This window comes from Bauldia sp. (genome assembly GCF_965232525.1).
Classification (GTDB): Bacteria; Pseudomonadota; Alphaproteobacteria; order Rhizobiales; family Kaistiaceae; genus Bauldia.
Genome location: NZ_OZ246980.1, coordinates 3,415,764 through 3,434,253, shown reverse-complemented (window position 1 = coordinate 3,434,253; position 18,490 = coordinate 3,415,764). Strand labels below are relative to the sequence as shown.

The 18,490-nt window shown below is 62.4% G+C and carries 14 protein-coding genes; 5 read left to right on the top strand and 9 right to left on the bottom strand.

The window, feature by feature from the left end; translation table 11 throughout:
* Nucleotides 1-36: 36 nt before the first annotated feature.
* The 6 genes from ACO076_RS16235 to ACO076_RS16210 form a co-directional block, all read right to left on the bottom strand.
* Nucleotides 37-1,383, bottom strand: coding sequence for an extracellular solute-binding protein (locus ACO076_RS16235; protein WP_421723872.1), 1,347 nt, complete (start codon nt 1,381-1,383; stop codon nt 37-39).
* Nucleotides 1,384-1,536: 153 nt separating this feature from the next.
* Nucleotides 1,537-2,592 carry a LacI family DNA-binding transcriptional regulator gene (locus ACO076_RS16230; protein ID WP_421723871.1) on the bottom strand — a complete coding sequence of 352 codons (1,056 nt, stop codon included), beginning with the start codon at nt 2,590-2,592 and terminating at the stop codon, nt 1,537-1,539.
* Nucleotides 2,593-2,712: 120 nt separating this feature from the next.
* Nucleotides 2,713-2,976 carry a hypothetical protein gene (locus tag ACO076_RS16225; RefSeq protein WP_421723870.1) on the bottom strand — a complete coding sequence of 88 codons (264 nt, stop codon included), beginning with the start codon at nt 2,974-2,976 and terminating at the stop codon, nt 2,713-2,715.
* A gap of 212 nt (nt 2,977-3,188) precedes the next feature.
* Complete coding sequence (locus tag ACO076_RS16220) at nt 3,189-4,406, bottom strand: efflux RND transporter periplasmic adaptor subunit (RefSeq protein WP_421723869.1); 1,218 nt, start codon at nt 4,404-4,406, stop codon at nt 3,189-3,191.
* A 4-nt stretch (nt 4,407-4,410) separates the two neighbouring features.
* Nucleotides 4,411-6,783 (bottom strand): ABC transporter permease, encoded by a 2,373-nt coding sequence (locus ACO076_RS16215; RefSeq protein WP_421723868.1) that lies wholly within the window; start codon nt 6,781-6,783, stop codon nt 4,411-4,413.
* Entirely contained in the window at nt 6,780-7,499 is a 720-nt protein-coding gene (locus ACO076_RS16210) for an ABC transporter ATP-binding protein (protein ID WP_421723867.1), read from the bottom strand. Before ACO076_RS16210 ends, ACO076_RS16215 begins: the two co-directional genes overlap by 4 nt.
* 137 nt (nt 7,500-7,636) lie before the next feature.
* On the opposite strand from ACO076_RS16210, the gene ACO076_RS16205 reads away from it, so the two are divergent.
* Nucleotides 7,637-7,984, top strand: coding sequence for a carboxymuconolactone decarboxylase family protein (locus ACO076_RS16205; RefSeq protein WP_421723866.1), 348 nt, complete (start codon nt 7,637-7,639; stop codon nt 7,982-7,984).
* Nucleotides 7,985-8,000: 16 nt separating this feature from the next.
* Nucleotides 8,001-10,400: a phosphoenolpyruvate synthase gene (ppsA, locus tag ACO076_RS16200; protein ID WP_421723865.1), complete on the top strand. Its 2,400-nt coding sequence runs from the start codon at nt 8,001-8,003 to the stop codon at nt 10,398-10,400.
* A 53-nt stretch (nt 10,401-10,453) separates the two neighbouring features.
* Here the strand turns inward: ppsA and ACO076_RS16195 are convergent, their stop codons facing one another.
* From ACO076_RS16195 to ACO076_RS16185, 3 genes are all read right to left on the bottom strand, one after another.
* Nucleotides 10,454-10,936, bottom strand: a complete 483-nt coding sequence (locus ACO076_RS16195) for an SRPBCC family protein (protein WP_421723864.1) — start codon at nt 10,934-10,936, stop codon at nt 10,454-10,456.
* A gap of 104 nt (nt 10,937-11,040) precedes the next feature.
* Nucleotides 11,041-12,579 carry an AAA family ATPase gene (locus ACO076_RS16190; protein ID WP_421723863.1) on the bottom strand — a complete coding sequence of 513 codons (1,539 nt, stop codon included), beginning with the start codon at nt 12,577-12,579 and terminating at the stop codon, nt 11,041-11,043.
* The gene (locus ACO076_RS16185) at nt 12,576-13,535 is read right to left on the bottom strand and encodes a 1-phosphofructokinase family hexose kinase (protein WP_421723862.1); all 960 of its coding nucleotides are present in this window, start codon (nt 13,533-13,535) and stop codon (nt 12,576-12,578) included. Before ACO076_RS16185 ends, ACO076_RS16190 begins: the two co-directional genes overlap by 4 nt.
* Before the next feature lie 339 nt (nt 13,536-13,874).
* On the opposite strand from ACO076_RS16185, the gene ACO076_RS16180 reads away from it, so the two are divergent.
* The 3 genes from ACO076_RS16180 (at nt 13,875) to glmS (ending at nt 17,959) form a co-directional block, all read left to right on the top strand.
* Nucleotides 13,875-14,609: a cytochrome c biogenesis CcdA family protein gene (locus ACO076_RS16180; protein WP_421723861.1), complete on the top strand. Its 735-nt coding sequence runs from the start codon at nt 13,875-13,877 to the stop codon at nt 14,607-14,609.
* Nucleotides 14,610-14,678: 69 nt separating this feature from the next.
* Nucleotides 14,679-16,028, top strand: coding sequence for a bifunctional UDP-N-acetylglucosamine diphosphorylase/glucosamine-1-phosphate N-acetyltransferase GlmU (gene glmU / locus ACO076_RS16175; protein ID WP_421723860.1), 1,350 nt, complete (start codon nt 14,679-14,681; stop codon nt 16,026-16,028).
* A gap of 113 nt (nt 16,029-16,141) precedes the next feature.
* Nucleotides 16,142-17,959 (top strand): glutamine--fructose-6-phosphate transaminase (isomerizing), encoded by a 1,818-nt coding sequence (glmS, locus tag ACO076_RS16170; protein WP_421723859.1) that lies wholly within the window; start codon nt 16,142-16,144, stop codon nt 17,957-17,959.
* Nucleotides 17,960-18,490: the final 531 nt, after the last annotated feature.

The window sequence follows — 18,490 nt, the reverse complement described above, 5'->3', positions numbered from 1 at the left end:
TGGGCGCGTCCCACAAGGGGCGCGCCTGATCTTAGACTACTCGAGATACCCGGCCCGTTGGAGCATCCGCGTAATGTTCTCATTGGCCTCGTCCATCGCCTCCTGCGGCGAGGCATCGCCGACGATGGCGCGGTTCACTTGCAGGCCGAGCGCATCGATCATCTCGAACGTCATCGAGTGACGGGGACGCAGTTCCTGCCAAGCCGCCTTGGCTGACTCGTACAGCGTCGGCACCCACGGCTGCGCGGCGATGATCTCCTCATCCTGCATGGCCGAATGGCGGCTCGGCGGTCCACCGAGCAGGACGAACTGCTTGTGGATCTCCGGGCTTGCGAACCACTTCATGAAATCCCAGGCGGCGTCCTTTTGCCCTGAATGTGCGTTGACGCACATGATCCATCCGCCGACCGGCGGCACCGATTGCTCGCCGTCGGCGTGGGGGAACATCGCCACGTCGAAGTTGTCGGTCACCTTCGAGATATCGGGATCGGTGAAAAGGGGCGTGCGCACCGACCAGTTGTTGATCATGGCGACCTTGCCTTGCGTGAACGCGTTGGCGCGCTCGTCCCAAGCGAACTGCTCCACCCCAGGCGGGCCGTAGGGCACCATGTCCTTGAAGAACTGGATCATCTCGACCGCCTTCGGCGAGTTGAACAGCGGCGTCTGATCGGCGTAGGCGTCGGATGAGCCCGGGTAGTTCGACTCCCATGGCTTTCCGCCGGCGGAATAGATCCACTCGAAGAACTGCTGACCCGCGGCCGAGCCACGCTGGAAGTTCATCGCCATTCCGGCGACGTCTGGATCGCCGTCTTCTTCGGCGAAGAAGCGCGCGATCGCCATCAGTTGATCGAAGGTCTGCGGCACTTCGAGGCCGTGTTCTTCAAACAGATCGGTGCGGTAGTGGAGCATATGCCAATAGCCGGCGATCGGCAGGCATTGGAGCTGCCCGTCCCAGTAGGCCTGGCCGGCGAACGATTCGATGTAGTCATCGAGGGCGATGATGCCCGCATCAGTTTCGGCGACCAGTGGCTGGACGGGATCGATGCATCCCGCCTCGACAAACTCACCCACCCAGATGCCATCGACAAACAGCACGTCGTACTGGTCGTCGTTCTGCGAGCAGCCGAGGATCTGCTTTTCGTGCAGCGGGTCATAACCGAAACCCTCGACCGTCACGTCGGCGCCGGTAATCGCGGTCCAACTCGGCCCGATTTCCTTCAGCGCGTCGATGAAGGGGTCCTGAATCGTCTGAATGCGCAGCGTTTTGCCGGAATGATCGCCGAGCTCGGCGTCCCAATCCTCGGCATGAGCGACGCCCGCGACGATTCCGAGGGACAGCGCAAGCGCCGTTGCCCCCTTCAGTGTGTTCCTCATGCGGTTCATTGTTTCCTCCTTCGGTTGAACCATCGGCAAACTGAAACCAGCGCGAGGCAAACCAATCCCGTTCGCAGTCAAGGCCACGTCCGGACTTGCCGTCCGCTGAACAGATCAGGTCCAGGGGTTGGCCCGGCCTCCTCCGGGTCCTCCTCCTTGTGCCTACCTTCCGGCTGGCACCCTCCGCCCGCGCCTCGGAACTTTGTTCCCCTGGCCGGCGACTGGCTGCGTCGATGCTCGGATACTGAGCGAGCAAGACAGTGGTTTCGTCATGATGGTTGTTTCGTCACCCTCCATGCGTCGGGTGAGGGTCGTCCACACGGCGTCGGCGATGCCTTCGATCGGCTGACGCACCGCTGTGATCGGCGTTCGCCGCGCCGACATCCAGGGGTAATCGTCGAAGCCGACGACCGAGACGTCCGAGCCGATCTCGGCCTTTCGTTCCGCAAGGCATGTCAATGTCGCCAGCGTCGTCATGTCCGTCACGGCGAAGATGGCGGTCGGCCACGGGTGGCGGTCGAGCCAGCGCGCCAGGTGATCGGCGCCATGATGCGGGACGGGGCCGATCTCAACGATGTCGGTCGAGCCGCCCACCGCCTCCATTCGCTCAAACGCTCCACGACACCGTTCGCGAATGCCGCGCAACCGCATGTCCGAAGCGGCCAGAAGGATGCGCCGATGGCCGAGTTCGACGAGATGGTCGGCGACCATCGCGCCGGCGGCGAAGTTATCGACGCGGACCGCGTCAAAGCCCTCGGTTTCGACCCCGCGGTCAGTGACCACGATCGGGACGTCGCCGCGTACGGCTGTGAGTTGCTCCGGAATGTCGTCTGAGATCGGAATGACGATCATTCCCGCTGGCTGCCAAGACAGAAGTGCCGCAACACGGCCTTGTTCGGTTTCGGCCTCGTCGCGGGCGTTGGCAACGATGATCTCGTATCCGTCTCGACGGGCGTGATCTTCGATCTCGGTGATAAGCGAGGTGAAAAACGGGTCGGAGAGATCCGGGACCATGACGGTCACGACGCGGCTCTGTCCCGAACGCAGATTGGAGGCCGCGCGATTCGCGCGATAACCAAGCGCTTCCGCGGCGTCGCGAACGCGCGCCGCAAGCTCTGGTTTCACTGGCTTCTTGCCGGAGAATACGTTGGAGACGGTCGCCGTCGACGCCCCGGCCGCATCGGCGACCTGCTTGATGGACGGCCCGCGCTTGATCATTTTCCTCCCTCTCGGCGTGTGCAAGCCGGTTGTTAAACGATTTACAGTTAATCGATTTACGAGTCAACTGGAGCCGGTCACATCAGTGGAGGGAGGCAACGGTGCGCGGGGAGACGAAGGCTAGAAGCTCTGCTGGCCCGTGGCGCGCTCTATGAGCTTGTCGATCGAAACCGCAAGGACAAGCAGGAGACCGGTGACAATGAGGCGAGCTTCGGCCTCGACGCCCATCAGGTTGAGCCCTTTCTGCACGGTCCCGATCACCAGGGCGCCCAGTAGAGCGGCATGAATGGCCCCACGCCGGTCGAACAGGCTGACACCGCCGATAACCGCGACTGCGGTTCTTGCCCACGATATCGAGCCGAGCCGTTCCTGATCCGCCGACATCTTGACCGGACCACCGAAAAACTCCTGACGGACGGCTTCGAGGTGTTTACGTAGCCTGCCGGAAACCGACTGCCAAAGAGCCGGTCCCGTGAATGAGTTGGCGCCATGCTAAAGGAGTGAGCGCCCGGCTTACGGTGCGCGGAGGCAAACGGACGGGTTCACGGCACGTCCGGATACTGCGGCAGCCCAGCGGTGTGTGGTATCAGCCCCGGTCAGCTCTCGCTGAGGGTCCTGTCGACCACCGCCGCGCCGTCCGCCACCTGGTCGCTCGGGTGCATAATCACCGGATCACCCGGTTCGAGCCCCGCGACGATCTGGGCGGACTGGTTGTTGCGATGGCCGAGTTCGACGGTGGTCAACGCTGCGGTGCCGTCAACGATCTTGAAAACCGCCCAGTTGGGGCCATTGCGGAAAAGCGCGCCCAAAGGGATCTGGATCACATCGTCATCTTCCCACACCGTGATGTGGACCATGACGCGGAAAGCATGACCGAGCCGCTCCCAGGTCTCCGGAGGGTCGACGACGTCAAGGATGGCATCGACCCTTTGTTCTTCAATGCCGAGTGCCGAAACCTTGGTATAGGCGGCCGGGTCGACCCGACGGATCTTTGCGGTCAGCGGCTCGCCGCCCCACTGATCGATGGTGGCAGCGCCCTCGGGATGAACGTTGACCGCGTCGCTCGACAGCAGATGGACGATGATCTCGAGATTCTGCGGGTCGCCGATCTCCAGCAAACCCTGGCCGGGATTGACGACCTGCTCGCTCTCGGTCAGCAGCTTCAGAACGGTGCCACTGACCGGTGCCCGGAGCGTGAGGCAGCAGTTCTCCCGGCTTCCGCCTTGCAATTGATCCGGTTCGATCAGTCGGGCTTCGGCACTTACCAGCTCACTTTCCCGCAGATTCAGCGCGGCCTTCGCCTCGGCGACCTGAGCCTTTGCCGTATCGAGATCGGCAACCGCCTTCTCGAGCGCGCGGGCCGATATGGTTCCGGCTTCCGCCAGGCGTTGCGCGCGTTCCAGATCGGCCTCCATCAGGCGTTCAGCCGCCTCCGCCGCGGCCACCTGCGCTTTGGCGAGCGTCACCGCTGCCCGCCCGGCCTCCACGGCTGCTTCCAATTCGCGTCGCGAGCGGACATCCAGAAACGGCGGGTCGACTGGATGAATCGAAGCGACGGTAGACGTGTTGCGGTGGACCGTCTCGCCGACTTCGACCGGAAGCCGCTCGACTCGCCCGGCGATCGGCGCTGAGACCAGGAACACGTCCTTGATGCGCGCCATCCCTTCTTCGTCGATGGTGACGTGGAGGGGGCCGCGTTCCACGGTGGCGACATCGACGGATGTCGGCTGCGGCGCCAGGGCGAAAACCGCGGCCGCGACCACCAGGGCCAGGACAACCAGGCCAATGGCCCGTTTGACCCATTTCGACAACATCTTCCTACTCCCTTGTCTTGAGCACGCTGATGAGATCGAGATTGTCGACCCGGCGCCGAACGATCAGCGCGGATATCAGCGCCGCTGCGACCACAACGATACTCGACACTGCGTAGACGTTTGGTTGGATAATGAACGGCACCCGGAACATGTCGGTCGCCAGGCTCTCGGTGATCGCCAAGCCGAGCCCGGCCCCGACCAACCATCCAACCGGTTGAGCGACGGCAACAATGACGCCGATTTCGATGAACAGGACGTTCGACACTTCGGCGCGGCGGAAGCCGAGGACGCGCAGGGTTGCAAGCTCCCGGGCACGCTCCGAAAGCTGGATGCGCGCTGAGTTGTAGACGACGCCGAAAGCGATGATGATGCTCAGGATCAGGTAGACGGTGAGCATGATGCCCATGCTTTCCTGGATTGTTTCCTGGAACCGTTGACGGGACCGGCTGATCAGGGCGACGGCGGAAATCTCCGGAGTCTCCTTCACTTGCGTATAGAGGGCGTCAAGCTCCGTGTCGTCGAGCACAAGATGAACGCCGGAGACCCGCGGGCCGGTGCCGGTGAGCCGCGCGAGTGCATCCATCTCCATGTAAACGACCAACCCGAGAAAACTCTGAATGATCTCGACGACCGGCACTTCAACCTTCCGCCGCTCCCCGTCGAGGAACTCGACCTCCGCCAGATCACCCACCTGAAGGTTAAGGATGTCGGCGACGCGGTCGCCGATCGCCAATCCTTCGGTGGGGAGGATGACCGGTTCGAAATCGTCGTTGAGGACCCGGCTGAGCTCGGTTTCGCGTGGCTTGCCGGTAATGCCGAGCTGCCGTTCGTAGTGGCCGTTGCGAATGATCGCCGGTGCGTCGAAGAAGGGTTCGGTGGCGATGACCCCCGGTAGACGCTGAGCGACGCGGACGGCATCGGTCGTGCGCTCGGAAGCGAACGCCAGTGTCGCGTCCTGACGCTCGGTTCGATAGTAGATCGTGTCGACCATGAACTCGACCGACGCGAGGGTGCCCATTGCCACCGCCATCAAGGCCACAGCCATCGCCGTTCCGAAGGCCGTCAAAGACGCCCTGACCGGATGGCGTGTCAGGTGGCGTAAGGCCATGGTGGTCAACTGCGAGAAGATGCGAATGCGTCCCAAGGCACCGCCGAGCAACTGGCGGTAGACCTGTGGTGCCGGTGGACGCATGGCCACCGCTGCAGGAAGGGAGAACGCGGTGCTGATCGCGCGAATGGCACCAACGCCAGCCGCAAACAGGCTGACGGCGGCGGCAATCAGATAGATGTCGGGGTCCGAGCGGAAGACAAGAAACGGGAAACGGTAGAACTCGATGAACTGAACGCTCAGGGCACGACCAAGCCACGTGCCCACAAGAGCACCGATGACAACACCGATGATCGCGATGGCGAAGACAAGCTTCAGGTAGTGCCAAGCCACGTTGAAGCGCCCGTAACCAAGCGCCTTCAACAAACCAATTTGCTCACGCTCCAGCTCGATCAAACGCGACAGGATCATGTTGATCAAGAAGGCTGAGACCAGGAGGAAGATGGGCGGGATGGTCTGCGCCATCGCTCCCATCTGGTCCAGCTCGCCTTCAACGAAAGCATTGGACAACTGGTCCTTGCGGCCGTGGGCGCCGGTACCGCCGTACCGATCCAGGAGCGTGTCAATCTCCTCGATGACCTGGGTCTCATTGGCGTTGCGCAGAAGCCGTGCACTGACGGAGTTAAAGGCGCCTTCGAGATCGAACAGTGACTCGAGCGCCGGTTCCGGCATCCAGATCACACCAAAACGGCGTGCGTCTGGCATCATGTCGCCGGGCCCGAGCGAGTACACATACTCGGGTGACAACACGATGCCGACGATGGTCAGGGTCGTCTTGGCACCGCCGAGGATCGCATCGAACTCGGACCCGACTTCAAAGCGATGGGCCTCGGCGAAGGCCTCGTCGACCGCGACCTCATTGGTCCGCCCCGGTTCCGGCAGTCGGCCGAGCCTTACGAAGATGTCGTTGACCGTGATCGTGTTCGGTGTCGGTATCGAGATGAGCAGGCCGGTGGCCGGCTCGCGAACTCCCTCGATGTCGAGCAGGGCGGGTTTGACGATCCGCGACTCGACGGCGGCGACTCCGTCGATCGCCGCGATCTGGTCTGTGACACTGTTGGGTGCTCGGACAGCGGAGGCGAAAACGTCGCCGAACTTGTAGCGATCGTAATAGGTTGCTCGCGTTTCTTCCAGCGAACGATGGGTGCCGACGGCGAGGATCAACGTCGCGACGCCACAGGCCATCACAAGGGCGATCGCAAGCGACTGCGCCCAGAGGCGGCGGAGATCGCGGAACAATTTGATGTTCAGCGCGCCCACAGCGATCACCAGTCGACGTCGGACGGCTTAAGACGGCGCTCGTTTTCGATAACCGCATTGATAGCGCCGTCGGAGAAATGGAAGACCCGGTCGGCGATCGAACCGATGGTGACGTTGTGGGTGATAATGGCGGTGGTGGTGCCCAACTCCTGATTGGTCGCCGTCAGAGCCTCCAACACAAGAATCCCGGTCTTCGAATCAAGCGCGCCGGTCGGCTCGTCGCAGAGCATGACTTCAGGTTTTTTGGCGACCGCGCGGGCGATGGCGACCCGTTGCTGTTCGCCGCCCGATAATTGGGCCGGGAAATGGGAGATGCGCTCCTTCAACCCGACCATCTCCAACGCTTCATCCGGCTTCATCGCGTTCGGTGCGATCTCGGTAACCAGCGCCACGTTCTCGCGGGCCGTGAGGCTGGGGATCAAATTATAGAATTGGAAAACAAAGCCGACATGGTTCCGCCGGAACCGAGTGAGTTGGCGGTCACCGGCATTCGTCAAATCCTGGTCGCGGTAGCGGACCGCGCCACTGCTTGCGACATCGAGTCCGCCGAGGATGTTGAGGAATGTCGACTTGCCGCTGCCGGACGGGCCCAGCATCACGGTCAGCTCGCCGTGGAACAACTCGGCGTCGACGCCGCGCAAGGCTTTCACCTCCACGTCGCCAGTTCGATACACCTTGGTTAGGTCGCGGATCTCAAAAACGGCTTCGGCCACGCTGATCTCCATCGCGCGCGGACGCTAACGAGTGATGAGACGCCCGTGCTTGACGCAAGTCAATGTCGCAACCCTCCCGTTCGCCACTATCGCGAATGTCGGCAATACCGCTGGCAAGTACAGCGCCGGCAGGGTGAGCGAATACGACAATGATCGACTATCACCATGAAGCGCAAAAAGTGTCGGAGTCAGCAGCGGCACTGCGGAAGGGCATCCCCGAGGAGATGGCCGGTTTCGCGGGTATGGGCAAGGGCGCCTATGCCGAAGGCGTTCTGAGCGCCAAGGTCAAGGAACTGATCGCCTTGGCGCTCGGAGTCGCGTCGCGGTGCGACGGATGCGTCGCTTATCACGCAAAGCGGGTCGCCCAACTCGGTGCGACCCGGGATGAAGTTCTCGAGACGATCGGTGTCGCCATCCAGATGGGTGGCGGGCCGTCCATGGTTTACGGCGGCGAGGCGCTACGCGCCTTCGAAGCCTTCACAGACATCAAGCGGTGACAAGGGAGCGAATGAATTGAGCCAGACAGATGTACTTTGGTTCGAAGACGTCAAGCGGCCGGACGTTGCGCTGGTTGGCGGCAAGAACTCGTCGCTCGGCGAGATGGTTCAGAACCTTGCCGCCGAAGGCGTACGGGTTCCGCCGGGCTTCGCGACAACGGCCAACGCCTATTGGCGGTACGTTGAGGCCAACAACCTCAAGCAGGTGATCATAGATCGCCTGGACGAGATGGATTCCGGCAAGAAGACACTTGCCGAAGTCGGTCAGGCGATCCGGAGTGCTTTCCTGGGCGGTGATTGGCCGGAGGATACGATCAAGGCGATCACCGACGCGTATCAGGAGCTCAGCAAGCGCGCCGGCAAGGAAGACCTCGATGTCGCTGTACGCTCATCAGCGACGGCGGAAGATCTTCCGGATGCGAGCTTCGCCGGGCAGCAGGAGACCTATCTGAACATATCCGGGGAAGGTGCTCTGCTTGACGCTTGTCGGCGGTGCTTCGCGTCCTTGTTTACCGACCGGGCGATTTCGTACCGGCAGGTGCGGGGTTTCGATCATATGCAGGTGGCGCTATCGATCGGCGTCCAGCAGATGGTGCGCTCCGACATCGGCGGTTCGGGCGTGATGTTCTCGATTGATACTGAGTCCGGCTTCGACAAGGTGGTGCGCATCGATGCCGCCTGGGGACTGGGCGAAAATGTCGTTCAGGGTGCGGTCGATCCGGACGCCTATCAGGTGTTCAAGCCGCTGCTTGACGACGACTCTCTGCTGCCGATCGTTGAAAAGACGCTCGGCGAGAAGGCGATCAAGATGGTCTATGCGCCGGGCGATCCGCCGATCAAGAACGTGCCGACCTCAAAGGCCGAACGCGCTGCCTTCGTGCTCGACGATCAGGAGATCATCCAGCTCGGTCGCTGGGCCGCGGTGATCGAGAAGCATTACGACTGCCCGATGGACATGGAGTGGGCGAAGGACGGCGAAAGCGGCGAGTTGTTCATCGTTCAGGCGCGGCCGGAGACGGTTCAGTCGCGAGCCGATGCCAACATCTTCAAGTCCTATCGGATTCTCGAAAAAGGCAACGTCCTCAGCACCGGGCTCAGCATTGGTGGTGCGATCGTCCCGGGTCGCGTGTGCCTGATCGAGGACGTGCGCGACATCGAGAAGTTTGTCGACGGATCCATCCTGGTGACCGGCATGACTGACCCTGACTGGGTGCCGATCATGAAGAAAGCGAAGGCGATCATCACCGATCACGGCGGCCGCACGTCGCATGCGGCGATCGTCAGCCGCGAGCTTGGGGTGCCGGCGATCGTCGGAACGGGCGACGCCACACATGTGCTCCACACGGACCAGGAGATCACGGTCTCCTGCGCAGAGGGTGATGAAGGCTTCGTCTACGAGGGGCATGCGTCGTTCGAGATCGACGAACTCAACATCGACTCGCTGCCGGAGACCAAGACGAAGGTGATGCTCAACCTCGCCAATCCGTCGGCGGCATTCAACTGGTGGCGAATCCCGGCCGATGGTGTCGGCCTTGCTCGGATGGAGTTCGTGGTCACCAATCAGGTTCAGGTTCATCCGATGGCGCTGGTGAATTTCGACACGTTGCCGGACGCCGATGTCAAGGAAGAGATCGAAAGGATTACCGCCGGTTACGATGACAAGAGCGAGTACTTCATCGATACGCTCTCGCGTGGCCTCGCACGGATCGCGGCCGTGCTCTATCCGAAGCCGGTGATCATCCGGATGAGTGACTTCAAGACCAACGAATATGCGAGCCTGGTCGGCGGCGCAGCCTATGAGCCAAACGAGGAAAACCCGATGATCGGCTGGCGCGGTGCGTCGCGCTACTACTCGGACGGATATCGCGAAGGCTTTGCGCTTGAGTGCCGTGCGATCCAGCGGTTGCGCAATGAGATCGGTTTCAAGAACGTGGTGGTGATGATCCCGTTCTGCCGGTCGGTCAAGGAAGCCGACAAGGTCCTCGACGTCATGGCGGAGAACGGTCTCGTCCGTGGCGAGGACGGGCTCGAGGTCTATGTAATGTGCGAGATCCCGTCGAACGTCATCCTGGCTAAGGAATTCGCGACGCGATTTGACGGCTTCTCGATCGGCTCGAACGATCTCACCCAGCTGACCCTCGGTGTCGACCGCGACTCCGAGGAACTCGCCGGGATTTTCGACGAGGAGGACGAGGCGGTCGAGTGGATGATCGCCAGCGTCTGTGAAGCGGCGCACAAAGCGGGTGCCAAGATCGGCCTTTGCGGGCAGGCGCCGAGCGACCACCCACGGTTCGCCGAGTTCCTGGTCGCCTGTGGTGTCGACTCGATGTCAGTGGTTCCGGACAGCTTCTTCCAGGTGAAGCGACACGTCTTCGACGCGGAGGCCAACGCGTCGGTGACGGCGAAGGCATCCTAGACCGAAGCGCACAAGATCGACGCGGCCCGGCCACAAGCCGGGCCGTTTTCGATTCAGGGTGAGGTGAGGGAAGGCAGCAGCGCGTCGAGACGATTGTAGCCCTCGGCGACGCCCTGTTCCATCGGCGACCGCATCACCGCGTCGCGCGCTTCCATGGAAGCGTAGACGATCCGGGTGGTCACCGTAGTCGTGTCGGCGTTTTCGTCGAAGGTGGTGGTCACCGTTGTCTCGCCGCCGGTCCAGTCCTCGTCGAACAACTCGGTATGGACGATGCGCTCCGGTTCGGTGATCTCGCGATACATGCCGCTCATGCCCATCTCTTGTCCGTCGGCGTGCCTCCACACATACCGGATCGCGCCGCCGGGACGGACATCGGCCTCGCAGACGGCCATCGGCCAGTCGTTCGTGCCGAGCCATTGGCGGACAAGATCCGGCTTCGTCCAGGCGTCAAACACCAAGGCGCGCGGCGCGGCAAAAGATCGAGTCATCACGATCTCGCGGTCCGTCGGGGTTGCGATCTCAAGCGTGGAGGGCATCGTCTTCTCCGACTTCAGGGATATATATAGCAAATAAGTTATATAGCGTTTCTGTTATCTATCAGAGTATGCCGTCGGTCAAGAGAAGAATGTCCGGCGCGCGTTCAGGACGCGTCGCCAATCGCGCGCAATGCGTTGGCGCTCATGGTCTCCAGCGGCCGGGTCGCATCGAGCGATGTCCAGTCGATCGGCCCAAACGGTTGGTCGGCCTGAAGCATGACCACCGCCGCCGTCGCGTCGGAGGCATCGTCGGTTCGATGGGAGATGCGGTCGATCAGCATTTCGACGGGCGCTGTCAGCCACAATCCGGTAAACGGCGCGCCTGCCGCGCGGGCGACGGCTTCGATGGCCCGGCGTTCCTCCGGTATCTTGTGGACCGCATCGACGATGACACTGTGCCCGGCACGAAGTGCCAGATCGGCATCTCGTCGGAGCGTCGCGAACACAGCCTCGGTCACATCCGCCTCGTAGGCCGACGATGGGAGCTGGTCGAGTTCGTCGACGTCCATGAGTCGCTTGCGCTCGATGTCACTGCGGAGGTGCACGGCGCCCGGGGCGCGACCGATGGCATGGGCGATTGCCCGCGACAGGGTTGTCTTTCCCGTGCCGGAAAATCCGCCGATCGCGACCAGTCGTGCGGGGGCCGGTGTGAGGAACGCTTCGGCCTGATCGAAGTACCGGACCGCATCGGCACGCGCTGCCTCATCGCCGTCGACCGTGACGTGACGCAGTGCCTCGACCTTGGCGCGCACTGCAGCGCGTAGCGCCATCAGCAGCGGCAAGAGCGCGAGACCCTGGAGGTCGTCATCACTGGTTTCACTCTGCCAAAGATAGCGATTGAGAACCTGGTTGGCCTCCGGCCGGAAGCCGCGCTCCCACATGTCCATCAGCAGGAACGCAAAGTCGTAGAAGATATCGATGGTGGCGATGTGTTCGTCGAACTCGATGGCGTCGAACAGAATCGGCTTGCCGTCGATCAGGACGATGTTGCGAAGATGAAGATCGCCATGGCACCGGCGCGCATAGCCGCGGTCGCCACGCTCGAGCAGGAGAGGGCGTGCGCTGTCAAAAGCCATACGCAGGGCGTCAGCGAAGGCGAGGGTGTCGGCGGCAGGAAACACCTCGGTTCGTTCGGTCAGCGACGTTACCGTTTCTTCGACGACGCCGGCGAGGTCGTTGGTTGCGATGATGCCATCCCGGACCTCCGCGGAAACGAACGCGTCGACCACGGTCGTGGCGAGGCGCTTGAGCAGGCCCGGCATCAGGCCGTCCCTTGGAGCGACGAGATCGAGGGTCATCGTCTCGTTGAACCGGCGCATGTGAACGGCCCACTCGGTGACCTCACCGTCGCCACCAAGTCGCAACGAGCCGTCCGGCGCTCGGCTGATCGGAACGACGCCGTGATAGAGGTGTGGCGCGTAGTGGCGATTGACCGCTATCTCCGCCTCGCAGATGGCGTGCCGCTTTTCGAGTGTCGAGAGGTCCATGAAGGGAAACCGGACCGCACGTTTGATCTTGTACACGTCCGGGCCGGCCAGAAAAACGGCGGCTCCATTGGTGTCGATGCGCTTGACCGGTTCGGTGAGACTGTGGGTCGCCGGATCGGCAAGGAAGGCGAAGACCGCCTCCTGGGCTGCCGTCATGCGGGGACTCGAACCGGGATTGGTCTCGGGGTCAGTTCGCGCATCCTGCCGTGGAGTGCGAGAATGTCGTCGCGCTCGCAAAGGCTGGTGCCTGGCGACATGACAGCGGCCGCCCCCGCCGCGGCGCCTAACATCACGGCGTCCTCCAGCGTGTTACCATCCGCGAGCGCGTGGGTGATGCCGGCCACGAAACTGTCGCCCGCGCCGACGGCCGACTGGACCTCGACCTCAAGAGGCGGCAGGTGTGAGACGCCGTCCGCCGTCGCGATAAGGGCGCCATCGGCACCCATGGTGACCGCGACCGCCTCGGCCTGTCCCTGGCCGACCATGGTGGCGGCGATTTCTGCGCAGGTTTCCATGTCAAGCTCATGGCCGATCAAGGTCTGCAGCTCGTTCAGACTCGGTTTGACCAGATGAATCGGCGTGGCGCCAAGGGTCGCTTCGAGACCGGGGCCGTGGGTGTCCAGGATGAACCTCGCGCCCTTTTCAGCCGCAATGGCTCCGAACCGAGCGAGGATGTCGGGCGAGGCGCCATGGGGAATGCTGCCGCTCGCCACCAGCCACCGAAAGTCCGCCTGACGCACCGCGTCAAGCACCGACTCGATCTCGGCTTCGGTCAGATCGGTGCCGCTCGGGATGAAGCGATACTCCAGTCCGGTGCTCCGCTCGTACACCATGTGGGCCATACGAGTGTTGCCGTGGACTTCGATGATGTGGGTGGGCACCCCAATCCGGCCGAGCAGCTCGGTGAGCAACGCCCCCGTAACACCGCCGACAACGCAGAACGCCTCGACATCGCCACCAAGCTCGGTGACGACCCGCGCGACGTTGACGCCGCCGCCACCCGGCTCGAAGCTCTCGTCTGTCGTGCGTGTCTTGTGGGTGTGCCGAACGACCTCGGCCTCCGCGGAGACATCAATGGTCGGGTTTAGGGCCAGGGCAACGATGTCCGGCAAAGATCGCCTCCACATGGGTTTCGAGCGCCGCCGCACTAGAAAAGCCGAGCACGGGCGCCTCGTCCAGTTGATTGTTGGCCGCATAGGGGCGTTCGGAAATTGCGTTAGGTCAAAACGCTAGGCGGTGGTTCGACCTGATCTTGAGATTCGGCAGCAGATCGCCGCAGGCGCTGCCGGCGGGTTGCCTTGCATCGGCCATAACCCTTTGTAAGAAGGAGGTTTCGCGGCGCACTGCTCACGCTCAGGTCGAGTCTGGCTCGTGAAATTGTGACTGTGGCGCGATCAACCGAGGCTCTATATCAACGCTACACTGCGAACCAGCGTGAGCAGGACGATACGATGGAAAATGTTGGTTTTGGCGTAGCAATCTTTGCAGGCCTGATATCGTTCCTGTCGCCGTGCGTGCTGCCGCTGGTGCCGCCCTATCTCGGCTATCTCGCCGGTGTTAGTCTGGACCAACTGACCGGCGAATCGCCAAACAGAGCCGCGCGCCGTACTGTTTTCTTTTCCTCCATAGCCTTTGTTTTCGGCTTTTCGACCGTTTTTGTATTGCTTGGCGCTGCAGCCACCACGCTTGGCCAGCTGCTGCGTCAATACCTCGACATCCTGACGATCGTCGGCGGTGGCATCATCATCATCATGGGCCTCCACTTCCTGGGTGTGTTCCGCATCGGGTTGCTTCATCGGCAAGCGCGGATGGAGGTTCGCAACACCAAAGCCGGCCCGGTTGGGTCATATGTGATGGGTCTGGCGTTCGGTTTCGGTTGGACCCCATGCATCGGACCCATTCTCTCGTTGATCCTGGGAATGTCTCTGGCAGAAGACACCGTCAGCGAAGGTGTCCTTTTGCTCGCCGCTTACTCGGCAGGCCTGGGTATCCCCTTCATCATCGCTGGATTGTTCGCCGGTTCTTTCATGAATTTCATGAAGCGCTTCCGCAGCCATATGGGCGCGGTAGAAAAAACGATGGGTGCGCTGTTGGTGGTTACCGGTGTTCTGTTCGTCACCGGACAAATCACCACCATTGCCTTCTGGCTGCTTGATCTCTTTCCCGGTCTCGCGCAACTCGGCTGAGGCCGCCTCCGAATCACCTCCGTTTCGGGCATGATTGGTGGCAACGTCTTCCGTCGCTAGGACCCGTCCATGCCGAAACGAACCTGCCTCGCCATCATCCTCGCCGCGGGTGAGGGGACCCGGATGCGGTCGGCGATCCCGAAGGTGATGCACCCGGTCGGCAGTCGGCCGATGCTTGGCTACGTCCTCGACGCGGCACGCACGGCCGGCGCGGGGACCGTGGCGACAGTCGTTGGGCCGAGCGCCGACGCGGTTTCCGACTACGCTAAGGCAGCCGGTTCGGCGGTGTTCATCCAGAAGGACCGGCTTGGAACGGCCCACGCCGTGCTCGCCGCCCGTAAGGCGTTCACGCCAACTCCCGACGACATTTTGGTGCTCTACGGCGATACGCCGCTGTTGACGGGCAAGACACTGAGACGGATGCGCCGGGCGCTCGCCAGTGGCGCGGACGTCGTCGTCCTCGGGTTTCGGCCGCCGGATCCCGCCGCCTATGGGCGGCTGATCATGAATGGCAAGCGACTCGTTGCCATCCGGGAGATGAAGGACGCCAGCCGCGAGGAGAAGGCGATCGGCTTCGTCAATGCCGGCGTGATGGGCTTCAGTGGCGCCATGGCCCCGTTGCTCAAGAAAATCGGCAACGACAACGCCAAGAAGGAATACTACCTCCCCGATCTGGTGGCGCTTGCCAATCGAGCCGACAAGACGGTCCGTGCGATCGAGGTCCATACGGAGGAGGTGATCGGCGTCAACACGCGCGCGGAACTGGCGCTGGTCGAGCGAACGTTCCAGGAGCACGCCCGGCAGGCGGCCATGGATGGCGGCGTCACACTCATCGATCCGGACACCGTCTACTTCAGCCACGATACCCGGATCGGCCGTGACGTGGTGGTCGAGCCGCATGTCTTCTTCGCACGCGGCGTGACAGTGGGCGACAACGCCACCGTTCGCGCTTACTCCCACCTTGAAGGCGCAACTGTTGGTATCGGCGCGACGGTCGGGCCGTTCGCGCGGCTGCGTCCCGAGACGACAATCGGACCCGGGGCGCGGATCGGTAACTTCGTCGAGGTCAAGAACGCTGTGGTCGATGCCGGTGCCAAGGCCAGCCACCTCGCTTACATCGGTGACGCCCACATCGGTGCGGGCGCCAATGTTGGTGCCGGGGCGATCACCTGCAACTACGATGGCTATTTCAAGCACCATACCGAGATCGGCGCTGGCGCTTTCGTCGGGTCCAATAGCGCGCTGGTCGCGCCGGTCACGATCGGCGAAGGCGCCTATATCGGCTCCGGCAGCGTGATCAGCAAAGACGTTGCAGACGATGCGCTCGCCGTTGGCCGCGGGCGGCAGGTTGACAAGCCGGGCTGGGCGGCCAGCTTCCGCAAGCAGATGCAGCGACGGAAGAAACAGTCCGGAAAGTAATAGCCCCTACCTCGGCTTGGTTAAGGGCGGAAACAGGATGTGTTTTTCGACCCCGGACAGCGCCGTGATAAGGCGCCTGAGTCGGGCCAAGCGAGTCGGAAGGACGGGGCGGCATGTGCGGGATCGTTGGAATTCTCGGGGACCGGCCGGCCGCGCCTCTGCTGGTCGATTCGCTGAAGCGGCTCGAGTACCGGGGCTATGACTCCGCGGGTGTCGCGACGCTTGAAGATGGACGGCTAACGCGCTGTCGCGCCGAGGGAAAGCTCGGCAACCTGGAACGCCGACTGGCGGATCAACCGCTCACCGGGCGATCGGGGATCGGCCACACGCGGTGGGCGACGCACGGGCCGCCGACCGAGGGCAACGCACACCCGCATGCGACGGCCCGGCTCGCCCTGGTCCACAACGGAATCATCGAAAACTATAGGGAATTGCGGGATGAACTGACGGCGCAAGGGGCTGTTTTCGCGACCGATACCGACACGGAGGTCATCACCCACCTCATCGACAGGGGCCTGGAGGTCGACAGGACGCCGGTCGACGCCGTCGCGACAGCGCTCCGACGACTACGCGGCGCCTTCGCCATCGCCGTCGTTTTCGACGGCGAGGACGACCTGATGATTGGTGCCCGTCGCGGCAGCCCACTCGCCGTCGGCCACGGCGACGGCGAGGTCTATCTCGGGTCTGACGCGATCGCCTTGGCGCCGCTAACTGATCGGATTACCTATCTCGAGGACGGAGATCATGCCGTCCTGACCCGGGCCGGGTGCGCAATTTACGACGCCGACGGAAATCCAGTCGAGCGACCGTTGACCCGGGCGGCGGTCACCAGCCTACTGGTCGATAAAGGCAACCACCGCCACTTCATGGCCAAGGAGATCTACGAGCAACCGGAAGTGGTCGGTCACACGCTGGCACGTTATCTCGATCTCGCTGCCGGACGGAGTGCGTCCACCGGCATCGATTTTGCCGGTCTCGACCGGCTGTCGATCACTGCCTGCGGGACAGCCTTCTATGCCGGGCTGGTTGCCAAGTACTGGTTCGAGCGGTTCGCGCGGCTCCCGGTCGACATCGATATTGCCTCCGAGTTTCGCTACCGGGAGCAGCCGCTGACGGACCGCGGCCTGTCGCTGGTGATCTCCCAATCGGGCGAGACCGCCGATACTCTGGCGTCGCTGCGCTACGCCAAGGCAGAGGGCCAAAAGGTCGCCGCGGTGGTCAATGTCGAACAATCGACGATCGCGCGCGAAGCCGACATCGTTCTGCCGACCCTCGCGGGCCCGGAGATTGGTGTCGCCTCGACCAAAGCATTCACCTGTCAACTGGCGGTGTTGGCATCGCTTGCGGTGGCCGCCGGCAGGGCCTGTGGTGTGCTGTCCGTTGCGGAGGAAGCCGATCTGGTCACGGCACTGGGCGAGGTTCCCGGGTTGATGAGCCAAGTGCTGCGGCTGGAGGACGGGATCGAGACGATCGCCCGCGATCTCGCCAAGGCCGAGCACGTTCTCTATCTCGGCCGCGGTACGAGCTATCCGATCGCCCTGGAAGGCGCGCTGAAGCTCAAGGAAATCTCTTACATCCATTCGGAGGGTTACGCCGCCGGCGAACTCAAGCACGGGCCGATCGCGTTGATCGACGAAGCGATGCCGGTGGTGGTGGTAGCCCCACATGATCACGTCTTCGAAAAGACAGTCTCCAACATTCAGGAGGTGGCGGCCCGCGACGGTCGGATCGTTCTGCTAAGCGACGAACCGGGCGTGGCCTCCGCCGGCGTCGATACGGTGGGGCAGGTGGTGCTGCCTCCAATGCCCTCCGCGATTTCACCGTTGATCTACGCGCTGCCGGTCCAGCTTCTCGCTTATCACACGGCAGTGTTCATGGGGACCGACGTTGACCAGCCACGAAATCTGGCCAAGTCAGTGACGGTGGAATAAGGACGCCAAGCGGTGCCTGCGACGTCGACCGAGCTTCAGTCGCAATGAATGTGCGGCTTTGCTTTATACTTATGGCCGTTAGGGGGCGGTGAGTTGCAGGTACACTGACGATATGTTGATGTTTCCTGTGGCTCGCCACAGTCAATTATTGTACTAGGTGATGAACAGGTTAATTTGCTTGGTTTTCTCGGTGATTCCTCGGTGCCGCAATATGCATGGATTATCAGAGTAGTATAGGTCTCGGTTACGTCGATCGTTGGTTCACATACCACCCCAGCAGCGGGGGGGTTACAATAAGCAGGTTTGGTGATGCTGTTGCTGGCATGGACACTATGATTAGTAAGAAGCGCCACTCCAAATATAGCAATCGCTACGACTACCAGTTTTGATGTCAGGACTCTCATAATACATGCTATGGTCGATCCGGTCAGCAGTCCCCAATTCCGCTCTTCCCCATTGTAGCTTGTCGGCGAGAGAAGTGAAGCGCGAGTCGAAACGGCATGGCGGTCAGGCGGGGAGGGCGTCGGTTCG